Source organism: Dongia sp. P2_B8, assembly GCF_056404715.1.
In genome coordinates, this window is the sequence record NZ_JBFUDM010000001.1 from 1046052 (window position 1) to 1058565 (window position 12514).

The 12514-nt window shown below is 60.1% G+C and carries 16 protein-coding genes and 2 tRNA genes; 10 read left to right on the forward strand and 8 right to left on the reverse strand.

The window, feature by feature from the left end; genetic code table 11:
* Positions 1–34 precede the first annotated feature (34 nt).
* From AC1DWZ_RS04805 to AC1DWZ_RS04820, 4 genes are all read left to right on the forward strand, one after another.
* On the forward strand, positions 35–655 hold the full coding sequence (locus tag AC1DWZ_RS04805; RefSeq protein WP_477167719.1) for a site-2 protease family protein: 621 nt from the start codon (positions 35–37) through the stop codon (positions 653–655).
* Positions 655–1557, forward strand: coding sequence for a segregation and condensation protein A (locus tag AC1DWZ_RS04810; RefSeq protein ID WP_477167720.1), 903 nt, complete (start codon positions 655–657; stop codon positions 1555–1557). The genes AC1DWZ_RS04805 and AC1DWZ_RS04810 overlap by 1 nt, the downstream gene beginning before the upstream one ends.
* The gene (gene scpB / locus AC1DWZ_RS04815; protein WP_477167721.1) at positions 1550–2557 is read left to right on the forward strand and encodes an SMC-Scp complex subunit ScpB; all 1008 of its coding nucleotides are present in this window, start codon (positions 1550–1552) and stop codon (positions 2555–2557) included. Before AC1DWZ_RS04810 ends, scpB begins: the two co-directional genes overlap by 8 nt.
* A gap of 133 nt (positions 2558–2690) precedes the next feature.
* Complete coding sequence (locus tag AC1DWZ_RS04820) at positions 2691–3122, forward strand: CBS domain-containing protein (protein WP_477167748.1); 432 nt, start codon at positions 2691–2693, stop codon at positions 3120–3122.
* A 63-nt stretch (positions 3123–3185) separates the two neighbouring features.
* Here AC1DWZ_RS04820 and AC1DWZ_RS04825 read toward each other — a convergent pair whose 3' ends face one another.
* Positions 3186–3665, reverse strand: coding sequence for a PAS domain-containing protein (locus tag AC1DWZ_RS04825; protein ID WP_477167722.1), 480 nt, complete (start codon positions 3663–3665; stop codon positions 3186–3188).
* A gap of 258 nt (positions 3666–3923) precedes the next feature.
* Here AC1DWZ_RS04825 and AC1DWZ_RS04830 point away from each other — a divergent pair, with 258 nt between their 5' ends.
* Positions 3924–4097 carry a hypothetical protein gene (locus AC1DWZ_RS04830; protein ID WP_477167723.1) on the forward strand — a complete coding sequence of 58 codons (174 nt, stop codon included), beginning with the start codon at positions 3924–3926 and terminating at the stop codon, positions 4095–4097.
* A gap of 6 nt (positions 4098–4103) precedes the next feature.
* Here AC1DWZ_RS04830 and AC1DWZ_RS04835 read toward each other — a convergent pair whose 3' ends face one another.
* A complete protein-coding gene (locus AC1DWZ_RS04835; protein ID WP_477167724.1) occupies positions 4104–5657 on the reverse strand; it encodes a PAS domain-containing sensor histidine kinase in 1554 nt (517 codons plus the stop codon).
* Positions 5658–5962: 305 nt separating this feature from the next.
* Here AC1DWZ_RS04835 and AC1DWZ_RS04840 point away from each other — a divergent pair, with 305 nt between their 5' ends.
* Positions 5963–7033 carry a transglycosylase SLT domain-containing protein gene (locus AC1DWZ_RS04840; protein WP_477167725.1) on the forward strand — a complete coding sequence of 357 codons (1071 nt, stop codon included), beginning with the start codon at positions 5963–5965 and terminating at the stop codon, positions 7031–7033.
* Between the two features lie 6 nt (positions 7034–7039).
* Here the strand turns inward: AC1DWZ_RS04840 and AC1DWZ_RS04845 are convergent, their stop codons facing one another.
* From AC1DWZ_RS04845 to AC1DWZ_RS04855, 3 genes are all read right to left on the reverse strand, one after another.
* Positions 7040–7303 carry a hypothetical protein gene (locus tag AC1DWZ_RS04845; RefSeq protein ID WP_477167726.1) on the reverse strand — a complete coding sequence of 88 codons (264 nt, stop codon included), beginning with the start codon at positions 7301–7303 and terminating at the stop codon, positions 7040–7042.
* 109 nt (positions 7304–7412) lie between these two features.
* Positions 7413–7871, reverse strand: coding sequence for a CoA-binding protein (locus AC1DWZ_RS04850; RefSeq protein WP_477167727.1), 459 nt, complete (start codon positions 7869–7871; stop codon positions 7413–7415).
* Positions 7872–7898: 27 nt separating this feature from the next.
* Positions 7899–8792 carry a phytanoyl-CoA dioxygenase family protein gene (locus AC1DWZ_RS04855; RefSeq protein ID WP_477167728.1) on the reverse strand — a complete coding sequence of 298 codons (894 nt, stop codon included), beginning with the start codon at positions 8790–8792 and terminating at the stop codon, positions 7899–7901.
* 207 nt (positions 8793–8999) lie between these two features.
* Here AC1DWZ_RS04855 and AC1DWZ_RS04860 point away from each other — a divergent pair, with 207 nt between their 5' ends.
* Positions 9000–9221 (forward strand): hypothetical protein, encoded by a 222-nt coding sequence (locus AC1DWZ_RS04860; RefSeq protein WP_477167729.1) that lies wholly within the window; start codon positions 9000–9002, stop codon positions 9219–9221.
* 102 nt (positions 9222–9323) lie between these two features.
* On the opposite strand, the gene AC1DWZ_RS04865 is transcribed toward AC1DWZ_RS04860, so the two are convergent.
* The 3 genes from AC1DWZ_RS04865 to rlmB all read right to left on the reverse strand — a co-directional run bounded on the left by AC1DWZ_RS04865 (position 9324) and on the right by rlmB (position 11852).
* Complete coding sequence (locus AC1DWZ_RS04865) at positions 9324–10388, reverse strand: Fe(3+) ABC transporter substrate-binding protein (protein ID WP_477167730.1); 1065 nt, start codon at positions 10386–10388, stop codon at positions 9324–9326.
* A gap of 128 nt (positions 10389–10516) precedes the next feature.
* A complete protein-coding gene (locus AC1DWZ_RS04870; protein WP_477167731.1) occupies positions 10517–10939 on the reverse strand; it encodes an EF-hand domain-containing protein in 423 nt (140 codons plus the stop codon).
* A 28-nt stretch (positions 10940–10967) separates the two neighbouring features.
* Positions 10968–11852 carry a 23S rRNA (guanosine(2251)-2'-O)-methyltransferase RlmB gene (rlmB, locus tag AC1DWZ_RS04875; protein ID WP_477167732.1) on the reverse strand — a complete coding sequence of 295 codons (885 nt, stop codon included), beginning with the start codon at positions 11850–11852 and terminating at the stop codon, positions 10968–10970.
* A gap of 161 nt (positions 11853–12013) precedes the next feature.
* Between rlmB and AC1DWZ_RS04880 the strand changes: the two genes are divergently transcribed.
* The 3 genes from AC1DWZ_RS04880 to AC1DWZ_RS04890 all read left to right on the forward strand — a co-directional run.
* Positions 12014–12099, forward strand: a tRNA-Tyr gene (locus AC1DWZ_RS04880).
* 103 nt (positions 12100–12202) lie between these two features.
* Positions 12203–12276, forward strand: a tRNA-Gly gene (locus AC1DWZ_RS04885).
* Positions 12277–12365: 89 nt separating this feature from the next.
* Positions 12366–12514 (forward strand): GTP-binding protein (locus AC1DWZ_RS04890; protein ID WP_368413296.1); only part of this gene is annotated, 149 nt, incomplete at its 3' end.

Here is a 12514-nt window from a genome sequence, read left to right on the forward strand (position 1 = left end):
TATCGGCGGGACCGCTCATTCTAGGAGTTTCATTGTGAACGAAGCCGATTTCGGCAGCATGATCCAGGTGGCCTCCACATGGATTCTGCCTGTGTTGCTCGCCATTACCCTGCATGAAGCAGCGCACGGCTTTGCTGCCTGGAAGCTGGGCGACGATACCGCCTATCTGCAGGGCCGGGTGACGATGAACCCGCTGAAGCATGTCGACCCGATTGGCACTGTCCTGCTGCCGGCGGCGCTGTTCTTCTTCCATGCCCCGTTCATGTTCGGCTATGCAAAGCCTGTTCCGGTCAATTTTCGGCGTCTGAAGAATTTCCGCCGCGACACCATGCTGGTGGCGGCCGCTGGCCCGGGCACGAACCTGGCGCTGGCGATCATCTCGGCGCTGCTGCTCCATGTGGCCGTCTTTAACATGCTGCCTTTGCTGCCGCTCGATGGCGGGCGGGTGCTGGCCGGATTGCTGCCGCCGTCCCTGGCGCGCCCCTACTACCGGACGGAGCGGTATGGCAYGCCGATTCTGCTGGGGCTGATCATCCTGCTACCCTATGTCGGCCGGCAATTCGGCATGAACCTCAATATTTTGGGCTGGATTTTGGGGCCGGCTTCCGACTATCTCGTGCGACTTGTTGCAAACCTAGCGGGGCTGAATAGCTGATGGCGTCTTGGATCGCCGACGACGATACGGAAGCGCCGGAGACACCAATTGTCCCCGATGAGACAGGTGCGCCTGCGGACGAGCCGATGGCGGACGCTGCCGGCGAGGCTGAGCAGCCGGTGGCGGCCAATGACGATGCCGAGCTGCGGCTGGACCTCGATGGCTATGAAGGGCCGATCGACATCCTGCTGGCGCTTGCGCGGGACCAGAAGGTCGATCTGAAGAAGATCTCGATCCTGGAACTGGCCGACCAATATCTGTCGTTCATCAACCATGCCCGTAAGCTGCGCCTGGAACTGGCTGCCGATTATCTGGTCATGGCGGCGTGGCTGGCTTACCTGAAGTCACGCCTGTTGCTGCCGGAGCCGCCGGCCGATGGCGAGCCCACCGGCGTCGAGCTGGCAGCTGCCCTGGCCTTCCAGCTGCAGCGCCTGGAGGCGATGCAGAAGGCGGGGCAGGCGATGCTCAACCTGCCGCAGCTTGGCCGGGACACTTTCTTGCGTGGTGCCCCCGAGCCGTTGAAGGTGGTGGATATCCCGGTCTTCGAGCTGTCGCTTTATGAGCTCTTGAAGGCCTATGGCACGCATCCTGGCCGCAAGCGGGATGGAATGCTGCAAATTCAACCGCTTAACCTGTTTTCTATGGACGATGCCCTGAAGCGCATCGGCGACATTATCGGCCGCACGCTGGACTGGACCATCCTGCAGAACTTCCTGCCGGAAGGCCTGCGCCAGCCCCTGCAGCGCCGGGCCGCCGTGGCGGCGACCTTCGCCGCCTCTTTGGAGCTGGCGCGATCGGGCATCATCAATTTGCGCCAGGACGGGCTGTTCGGCCCGATCTACATGAAGCGGGCCGACCCGCGCCTGGACGCCCCTGCGAGTGAAGTGACCAATCATGAGTGAAGAGAGATTCGAAACCCTGCGGTTCCTGGAAGCCGTGCTGTTCGCAGCCGCCGAGCCCTTGACCGAAAAGGTCCTGGCGCATCGCTTGCCGGAAGATGCCGACGTCAAGGGTCTGCTCTCGGAGCTCAAAGAGCATTACGCCAACCGGGGCGTGATGCTGATGCAATTCGAGGACCGTTGGGCGTTCCGCACCTCGCCCGACCTCTCGCACCGCATGTCGATCGAACGCAAGGTCGTGCGCAAACTGACCCGTGCCGCGGTCGAGACGCTTGCCATCATCGCCTATCACCAGCCCGTCACCCGCGCCGAGATCGAAGAGATCCGCGGCGTGGCGATCTCCAAAGGCACCCTGGATTCGCTCCTTGAAGCGGATTGGATCAAGCCGAAGGGGCGCCGCGAGACACCTGGCCGGCCGGTCACCTGGGGGACCACGACGGGCTTCCTGGAACATTTTGGCCTGGAGAGCTGCGAGGCGTTGCCCGGCGTCGAGGAATTGCGGGCCTCGGGCCTCCTCGATGCGCGCTCGGCTATCTCGACGCTTGGCACCCAGGGTGGCTCTGCCAGCCAGATGCTGCGCGGCGACGGCAGCGAAGAGGACGAGGCTGCTGCTGCGATCGAGTTGCGCGGTGAACCGGCTTTGGAACTCGATGAAGAAGGCGCCACTGTTGCCAAGCTTAACCCCGAAGGCGAGGCTGTGGCGGACGACGCATATGAAGCCGAGCTGCTGGCGCGGGTTGAAGAGGAAGCTGCTGCCGGCATCTTTGCCCCCGCAGAAGAGACGACCGATACCGGCGATGAGTCGGGGACGGATGATTCTGATGAAGATGATTCCGGTGACGAGGACGATGACCTCGACGAAGACGACGATGGGGAAGACGGGGACGCTGGGGAAGACGGGGATGCTGGCGAAGACGGGGCCGAAGATGCCGACCCGGATGGCGAGTCCGACGAGGAGTCGGATGATGAGCAGGGTGCTGGCCGCACGGTGAGAAACACCTGAGTTTGCTGGCTTTTCGCACGACAGTCTCTCAATCACATCTCTTCGCAACTGCAAAAACATTGCGTTAGTCAGAAAGCGCGCTACGCTCTGAGCTGACGGCTGACAAATCAGCCGCAGAAAAGAGGTGGCTGCGATGACTGTTGCGAGCATCCTCAAGCAAAAGCCGGATCGGCTCATTTCTGTCAAAGAGACTGACAGCCTGAACGATGTGGCCGGAATCTTGACACGCGAGAATATCGGCGCTGTTCCTGTCCTCGATACAAAAGGCGAGATGATCGGCATCGTGTCGGAACGCGATATCGTCCGCCAAATTGCCCGCGAAGGTGCAACCGTGCTTATGCGCCAAGTCAGTACCATGATGACGACCACCGTTCTGTGCTGCGCGCCAGAGGATTCGGTGGAGAGCACAATGGCCGTCATGACAAAGCGGCGCTTCCGGCATCTGCCGGTGCGCAGCAATGGACGCATCATCGGCATGATTTCGATCGGCGACGTGGTGAAGCGGCGGGTCGAGGACGCGGAGCGCGAAGCCGAGTCACTGCGCGACTACATTGCCAGAGGTTAGCCCTGAGGTTGCTTCTGGGGGGTGACCTTGCGGTCGATCTCGGACGTGACCGGCCCTTAGAGCTTAGAGAGAGTCTGACTGGTCCGTGGCGCGGAAGTAAATGCCGACCAGAACCATGTCGACCCGTTCCTTGTCCGCCGAGAGCGGCAGAATCAGTTTGGCCTGCCGCGAGAAGACACCATCACTGTTGGTGAAGTCGGCTTCGTAATAGGCCGGGCGCTTGTCGTGGAGAACGGTGCTGTATTGTGACATGAGCAATTCCCGCTCATCGTCCGATGTCAGCTTCTCTACGCCGAACCCCGTGCGCCGCGTTCCGTAATAATGCTCGAGATTGGTGCCATCCAAACGGATCTGGTAGCTCTCCACGTCGCCATGGAATTCGATCAGCATCAGATTGCCGAGCCACTGCTTCATTTCCAGCGGGTCGATATCGGTCCGCGCCGGCAAAGCTTCGCCATGCATCTTGCTGTGCCAATAACTGTAAAGCGAGCGCAAGCGCGGCTCGGGAATATCAAAGGGCAGGTCGGTATCGATCTCAGTCATGCAGCCATCGGCGCCTTTAGCTCGGAACGAATCTAAACTATCGCCGCAAATCCCTCACGCTTAATTAACAAAACCCAACAATAAATATTCCTATTGTACCATGCTCCCCGAACAATTTCATCCGGGACGCAACTTTCCAAAGTAAAGCACGTTGTTACCCATGTTCTCGCCAATCATACGGCCGGCGCCCTTGGCGGCATCTGCGCGGTCAGCGCGGTTGATGAGTAGGGGGCGTCAAAGTCTATTTTGGAGGATTAAATGATTAAGCGTTCGCACCTGATTCTTGTGGCGGGCTTGCTGTTGCTCACAGCATGCGCCGAAAGCCGTATTTTCGATACGAATTGCAGTGGCAATGGGATGATCACGAACGCAGGCTATTGCACGGATACCTTGCATCCTTATGCCGGCCCCTGGGGCACCCACGGCAAGTAAATCCATCTACCGGTCAGTCGGCACATTCTGTCGGAATGTGTCCGGCTGACTTATCGCCGTTGCGCGCCCCAGGATTCGGGTTGGCGGCAGCATGACGCGCACAGTCGTGCCCTGGCCCGGGCGGCTGGAAATCTCAATTCGGCCCTGATGCAGTTCAATGAGGCTGCGGCAGATGGCGAGGCCCAGACCGGTGCCCTCGCGCTGGTGGAATGCTGATCGATTGACCTGCACGAAGGGCTCAAAGACGCGGTCGATGTCCTTTGTCGGGATGCCGATACCCGTGTCAGCGACAGAGAGCGCCAGACTACCGTCCGGTTCCAATCCGGCTTTGACCGTGATCGATCCCTGGGGTGGCGTGAACTTGACGGCGTTGGTCAGCAGGTTGAGCACGATCTGCAAAAGACGGCGGTAATCGCCGCGGACGAGAGGAAGGTCGGCGGCCAGCGCCGTCGTGAGATCGATTTCGCCTTTCTGCGCCCGCGCCGAAACCATGGTGATGCATTGCTTGATGATCTCGGCGAAGTCCACCTGGTTCTCTTCGATATGCGCCTTGCCTGATTCCAGCTTCGAATAATCGAGGATTTCTTCAATCAGACGAAACAGGATGCCGGCGCTGGCATGGATGTCGTTGGCATATTCATTGACGCGGTTCGCCCCTGATTCCTGGCGCGTCATCAGCCCGATCAACTCGGAAAAGCCCATGATGGCATTGAGCGGCGTGCGTAATTCATGACTCATGCTGGCCAAGAATTCCGTCTTCGCCCTGTTAGACGTTTCCGCCTCGCGCCGTGCAATCATCAGCTGCCGTTCGAAGCTCTTGCGCTCCGTGATGTCCTCGACCGTGCCCTCATAGTGCTTCGGCTGACCAATGGCGTCGCGCACAAGGCGCGCATTCTCTGAGATCCAGATCCGTTCACGTGTCTTATGGCGGTATATTTCAGATTCGAAATTGCGAACCGTGCCATCACGCTCGACACGTTCGGCAAATTGGGCGCGGCGCTTTGGGTCGACATACCATTCGACCGCAATGTCGTTGACCGCCTCAATCAACTCTTCAGGCGTCTCGTAGCCATTGATGCGGGCCAGCGCCTGGTTGGCGTTGATCATGCGACCGTCAAGGCTGGAAATATACGTGCCGTCGATCGCATTTTCGAACAGGCTGCGATAGCGTTCCTCGGCACCGCGCAGTGCTTGCTGAGATTCAACCAAAGCGGTTATGTCGATGACGGTGCCGATCAGGACCGACCGGCCGTCTGTCGTCGGGTGCATGGAGGCGGATTCCGAGATCCACAATCGCCGCCCATCGACCCGGATCATTTCGCTGACTTCATTGGCCAGACGTCCGGTCTTGGCGATCGCCCGCAGCAACCGGCCGCGCTGTGCCGGATCGGCGTAAAGGCGGGCTGCGTCCTCCTCCGCCAGCATGTCTGCCGGCGATCCGAAGCCCATCATGGTTGCCAGCGCATTATTGACAGTCAGCAGGCGACCGGCGTCGGCTGTCATATAGATGCCGATATCGACGCTCTCAAAGACGATGCGGTGGAAGTCTTCGGGGGTCACGGCGCCTCTGAGATTAAGTTCTTAATTATCTGCCAATGGTACATCCACACCGCGAAAATGGACAACGATTTGCCGCTATCCGGTATCTGGCATGCCGATTGCTCATAGCTTGCCATTATGGACTGTTCATCAACGATTACTTAGGCGGAAAGCAGCATTTCCATGGTCGTGATCGGGACCATCGCAGGATTTAGCCGGGCAAAAAATGCCGTCGCAGAGGCATGCTTGGTTGAAACGCGCCCAATGATGTCCCCGGCAACGCCCAGGCCGTGCTTTTGCTGGCTGCCGGTAGGGAGGGCATTGGCATGACCCCACCGGTCACCCTGAGCACAGTCAACGGCCAGGATCTGGCCATTCGATCTGACGTCCTAGCCGGGATCAGGCAGGCCAGTCAGTCGACCGGCATCGACTTCTCCTACCTGATGGCCCAGGCCAATCGCGAAAGCAGCTTCGACCCGGCAGCACAGGCCAGGACCTCGTCCGCCGCCGGCCTCTATCAATTCGTCGAACAGACCTGGCTCGGCGTGGTCAAAAATCATGGCGCCGAGTACGGCGAGGGCGATCTGGCCGACAAGATCAGCCGGCGTTCGGATGGGCATTTTACAGTCACAGATTCCAAGACACGCAACGAGATTCTGGAGCTGCGGCGCGACCCCAGCTTCGCTTCGGCGATGGCGGCCGAACATGCGGCCGACAACGAAGCGAAGCTGCAGGAGAAACTCGGGCGCGAGATCAACGGCACTGATCTCTATATGGCGCATTTCCTCGGAATCAGCGGCGCGCTCAAATTCCTGCGCAACATGGAAGACAGCCCGGACAAGACCGGCGCCAGCATGTTCCCCAAGGCTGCGGCAGCCAATCAGGATGTCTTCTATACCGATACCGGCCGCGCCCGCACGGCCTCGGAGATCTATGACCGGTTTGCGGCGTCGATGAATGCCGACATGCAAGCCTACGCATCGCTGGAAGGTGCGCCAGCCGGTGCAACATCCAGTGACGTTGCAATGTCAGCGGGTTCTGCGCTGGTGGCGCTTGCCGATACTGGAACATCATTGCCGGCCAGCCCGAATGCCGCGTATCTGGCGGCGTTCCGGACAGCAGCGACCACGACCAGCGGCACCTCCACCAAAGAGACCAACGGTTTCAGCAAAGTCGGCAGCCTGCTATCGCCGCTGATGCTGGTGACCTTGGCAGCACTGCCTGTGAGCCGTGAAGAAGACGAGCAGCGCGACAAGAATGCCAGCCAAGTCGAACTGTCAGACGGGCAGGGGCTCGCCAAAGCCGCCAAAATGGGCGCGGCCCGTGATGGCAGCCTCTTCAACCGCACTGACGATCCGTTGCATCTCGATTTGCTTCGGTCCGCCTACGCGATCTAGCGCTGATTAGTGGTGCTTGGTCTCCAGGGCGCGGCGGCCGGCGTCGGTCAATTTGCAGACCAGCCAATCCGGCTTCAGCGGGTTGGTAAACCAGGGTTCCGCCCAGCCGTGATCGATACAAGCGCGAATCGTGCGCTCATTGATCTTCTGCCCCCATTCATCGAACAGCGGCAGCTTGCCGCCCGGCTGCTTCAAGCCTTTTGAAAGCCAGCCAAGTTCAGCCTCAGTCGGCCGCTCGCTGGCACTGGCGGTACTTGTTACCCGCGTCATTACTTCCCTCAGAACTCATCCCCGAATGGCGCCACAATAACGTAATCGGTGACCAGCGCCAAGTTTTGCAGCAGGACGGATGCGAGGAACGCAATCTTATCGGGACACGTCAGGCGCGCCGTGCGATTTGCAAACGCGGAATCTCGATCGCCGGGCAATGATCCATCACCACATTGAGCCCGGCGGCGCGTGCCTCCGCTGCTGCGGTTTCATTGATGACGTCGAGCTGCATCCAGACAGTCTTGGCACCGACCGCAATCGCCTCGCGCGACGGTTCCAGCGCGCTTTCCGAATTGCGGAAGATGTCGACCATGTCGATCTGTCCCAACTTGGCTTCGGGAATGTCGGCGACGCGTGCGTAGACCCGCTCGCCATTCAATGTCTGGCCTTCCAGCCCTGGATTGACCGGAATGACACGGTAGCCCTGGCGCTGGAGGAAACGCATCACCCCGTGGCTGGGGCGTTCCGCCTTGGGACTGGCACCGACCAACGCGATGATTTTGGTCTCGGTCAGGATGCGGCGCAGCAGATCGTCGCTGACAATGTTGTCCGTGGCGGGCTTTGTCATTATGTCCACAATTCTGGTTATTGAGTGTCAACCATCATATGTGGCGGCTTGCTGCCCAAAGAAAGAGGCCGTCTTAGGCAATTGCGGCAAAGGCAGCTCATTGGCCACGCAACGCACGCGCCCAGTGCGTTCCCCGTGCACGATGCGACCTTCATGGGAACTGGGCAGCGGATTGGGCGAGAGCGGAACGGCATCCTCGGCGGAATAGACGCAGATGAAGAGCGTCCGCGCCTGCTGCGACCGGTTGGGCGCTGATCCGTGCAGCAGCCTTGTGTGCATGAAGCAGACGCTGCCGGCTGGTCCCACACATTGGATCGAGCGTGCCATCATCTCAGCTTCAAGCTTGGCTTCGACGGCGCCGGTAAAGCGGCCATCATGCCATAGGTCAAAGAGCGGGCCCTTGTGCGAGCCGGGCAGCACTTCGAGCGGCCCGTTCTCCGGTGTCACATCGTCGACGAAGAAGAGCGCCGTCACCAGATCGTCATTGCTGTGGGGCGTGAAGGGGAAATCCTGGTGCCACTTCACCTGCGTGGCGGCAGCCGGCAATTTCGAATTGATCTTGGCGTGATGGAATTTGACGTTGGGGCCGATGAGGTCGGCGACCAGGGCCGGTATGCGGCTGGCAGCCATGACCTGCTCATAGTTGGTCGAGATCTCGGTCGGAGAATTTACCCGCCGCAGGGCAGGGTGGGCGGACGTGTGACCGGGCTCAAGATCGAAGCGCGGCCGGCCGTCGGAGATTTCACCCCAGGGTTTTTCATGGGCCCGGCTCTCGGCGACCCATCCGTTGAACTCGGTCTGAAGCGCTGCAAGTTCGCTGGCACTCAGGGCATTTTTCACCACCAGGCAGCCATCGCGCCAAAATGCCTGCCGCTCTATTTCAGTTAATTCCGTCAATGGCTTGGCATGCGCAAGGGACATGGTTTGGACACTCGCTGAAGCGATGGTTAAGAACGGCAGTCCGCCAGCATATAATCATCTGGCCCGCGCCGTCGAGACGACCGCCCGTGGGATGCGGCGCAATGAAATTACTTAAACTTCGATTAAATTCGTAATCGATAGTGCTTGCGCTCGCCGCTGAAGGGCCCATCTTAGGGGCATGTATAACTTTGCCAAGGAGGGTGGGCGATGAGCATCACCCAAATCGGGTCCGTCGCTGCCGGCGTTGAAGCAGCCAGATTTACCGGCGTTCAGCAATCCAGTCAGACTGCCAGCAGCAATGCCGTGCAGCGCCAGAACAACCGCGTCGCCGAAGAAGCCGATCTGAAGAAGACCGAAGTGGTCGAAGAGAGTGGCGAGCGTGATCCGGTGAGCACCACCGGCGAGCGCCGTCTCGACATCACGGTCTAAATCCCATTGTCCGATAGCCTGCGCTGCATTGGCAGCGTGGTTCAGAAAATGAAAAGACGCCGCCGGTAATGCCGGCGGCGTCTTTCGTTGTGATGTTCCGGCTCAGCGCCAGCCCGCGCGGTCCATGATCATCACAGCTTCAGCATTGTTGCGGCCGAGGGCCGCTACATTCACTTCATCGCGTTTGAAATCGCCCCACGCTGCGACGACATCCGAGACCTTCGAGCCGGCGACCACCGGATATTCGAAATTGGCACCGGAGAAGATGGCCTGTGCTTCCGGCTTCGCCATGAATTCGAGATAGGCGATGGCATTCTTCTGATTGGGAGCATAGGTCGCGACACCGGCGCCCGAGACGTTGACGTGGGTGCCGCGATCCTGCTGGTTGGGGAAGAAGACAGCCAGGTTTTCCAGGCCTTTCTTCGCTGACTCGTCCGGGTCGGACAACATGCGGGCGAAGTAATAGGTATTGCTGATGGCGACCTCGCCTTCGCCGGCGACCAGCGCCTTGATCTGATCGATATCACCACCTTCGGGCTTGCGCGCAAAGTTCGCCACCAGGCCCTTGGCCCAGGCTTCGGCCTTTTCCTTGCCGTCATGTTCGATGATCGAAGCTAGCAGGGACTGGTTGTAGATGTTGTTGGAGGAGCGGATGAGGAGGCGGCCCTTCCATTTTGGATCGGCCAGATCTTCATAGGTGCTCAGATCCGTCGGCTGCACCTTGCGCTTGTCATAGACGGCGACACGGGCGCGGGTCGAGAAACCGAACCAGTGGCCTTCCGGCTCATGGTAATGCGCCGGGATCTTCTCATCGAGCAATGCGGACTTGGTTGGTTGGAACACACCGGCTTCCTGCGCGCGCCACAGATTGCCGGCGTCGACCGTGACGAAGACGTCGGCCGGTGAACTCTCGCCTTCCAGCTTGACCCGCTCCATCAGTTCCTCGGCGGTGCCTTGGATGACGTTTATCTTGATGCCGGTCTCTTGTGTGAACAGGCCGTAAAGCGTCTCGTCGGCGGGGTAGTGCCGGGCGCTGTAGATGTTGACCTCGCCACCATCAGCCCTTGCCGCGCCGATCCCGCGGCCGATCAGCGGCATCGCCAGCGTCCCCAGGGAAGCGGCGGCAAACTGTCGGCGGGACAATGCGCGGAGGCGGGGCGTCACCATGGGGGAACCTTTCGCGATGGGAGGCGGCTAGGATCTGATGCAAGTAAGAATAACTCGCATGCGCAGATGATATAGTCCGGCCCTTCGAGGGCTGCAAGGGCGGGACAATAAAACTTGAGGCGAGGGGGCTATTGCAGGGCGGCCAGGAATTCGTCCTTGGTCACAATGCCGTCCTTGTTGGCGTCGGCCGCGGTGACGAGGTCGACGCAATAGGCCTGGTCTTCGGTGAAGTCGACCTTGCCGTCGCCATTGTAGTCGGAACGATGGAAGCGGGCGGTGAAGAAGTCGATGGCATCCTGGCGGGATGAGGGGATGCCGAAGATGTATTCGTCGAGGGACAGGCCGCCATCCTTGTTGTCGTCGATCCGCTTAAATTCCTTGGCCGAGATGCGCTGCAGATCGGCCAGGGTAAAGCCGCCGGTCTTCTTCTGGTCGAGGCGGTTGAAATAGGCGCTGCGGAAATCCGGGGCCTGTGCTTGTGCCGTTTTGGTCAGCACCGGGCCGACAGCGATCATCGCCACAAGGACGGCGAGGAGCCATGAAGTCTTCATCCCAAATTCCTTGAACAAGAGGCGTCGGTCAGCGCGCTAATTCATAGAGCGAAATCGCAGCGGCGTTCGACACGTTGAGGTGATCGATCGGCCCCGCGGTCGGCAGGCGCACGAGCAGATCGCAGTTTTCACGGGTCAGGCGGCGCAAGCCGGCACCTTCGGCACCGAGGCAAAGCGCCACGCGACCACCCGATTTGATGCTGGAAAGGGTCTGCTTGGCTTCCGCGGCGAGGCCGATGCACCAGAAGCCGGCCGCTTTCAGCTCTTCCATGGCACGGGCGAGGTTGGTAACGCGCACCAGCGGCACATGTTCCAAAGCGCCGGAAGCGGATTTGGCGAGAATCCCGCTTTCGGGCGCAGCGTGGCGCTCCGTGAGGATGATCGCCAGCGCGCCAAATGCGGCGGCCGAACGCAGGATGGCGCCGACATTGTGTGGGTCTGTGACCTGGTCGAGGATCACCACGCAGGCGTTCTCGCGGTCGCGGCCCAGATCGCAGATTTCGTCGATATAGGTCTCTGGCAGGGGCGAAACCCGGGCGGCAATGCCCTGATGGACGACATCGCGGCCGACCAGCTTGTCGATCAGGTCACGCTCGACCGTCTCGGTGGCGGGGGCTCCGGCGCCGCGTCCTAACGCCGCAGCGGCGTCGCCGGCGGCGACCAGGCGATGGATTCGGCGCTTCGGGTTCTTAAGTGCTTCCTCGACAGCATGATGGCCAAAGATCCAATAGCCCCCCGGCCCGCCGGTGTTATTCCCGGACGGTTCAGGCGGTAATTTTGTTTCACCGCGGCGCGGTTGATCTTCGCGATTCCGACCTCCTCGGGACGCACTTCCTGGGAAATTCCCGGACCGCCGGCCTTCGGACTTATCTGAGGTGAATTTTGGGGTCTTTGGCGGCTTGCGCGGGGACATGGCGGACTCTATGATCTGAATGACACAAGAGCTTTACCCTAACTCCCTTCGGGCCGGAATCGAAATCGGCGCGAACGGGAGTTTTTGCTGTGATTTCAAGTTGACACGGTTGGTTAAATGCTCATAAGTCCGCGTCTCCGCTGAGCGGAGTCGAGCGCGATGGAAGGGTGCCCGAGTGGCTAAAGGGGACGGGCTGTAAACCCGTTGGCTTCGGCCTACGTAGGTTCGAATCCTACCCCTTCCACCAAGCTGCCCTTCAGGCATTTTGCCAGTTCTGGCATGTGCTTACGGGTGGTGGCGCGAGGACGGTGTTGCGAGGTGTTGGCGGGTGTGAACTCGCTAGTGAGCGGGCGGGTGTAGCTCAATGGTAGAGCTCCAGCCTTCCAAGCTGGCTACGCGGGTTCGATTCCCGTCACCCGCTCCAAAAGTTTCGCGGTGGATCGGTCTGTGACCGGTTTACGGCAAAGTAGTTAAAGAAACGATTTCAATTCTGGTTTTTAGGATTGTACGGACATGGCGAAGGCTAAATTTGAGCGTAACAAGCCGCACTGCAACGTTGGCACGATTGGCCACGTTGACCACGGCAAGACGTCGCTGACGGCGGCGATCACGAAGGTTCTGGCGGAGACGGGCGGTGCGACGTTCACGGCCTATGACCAGAT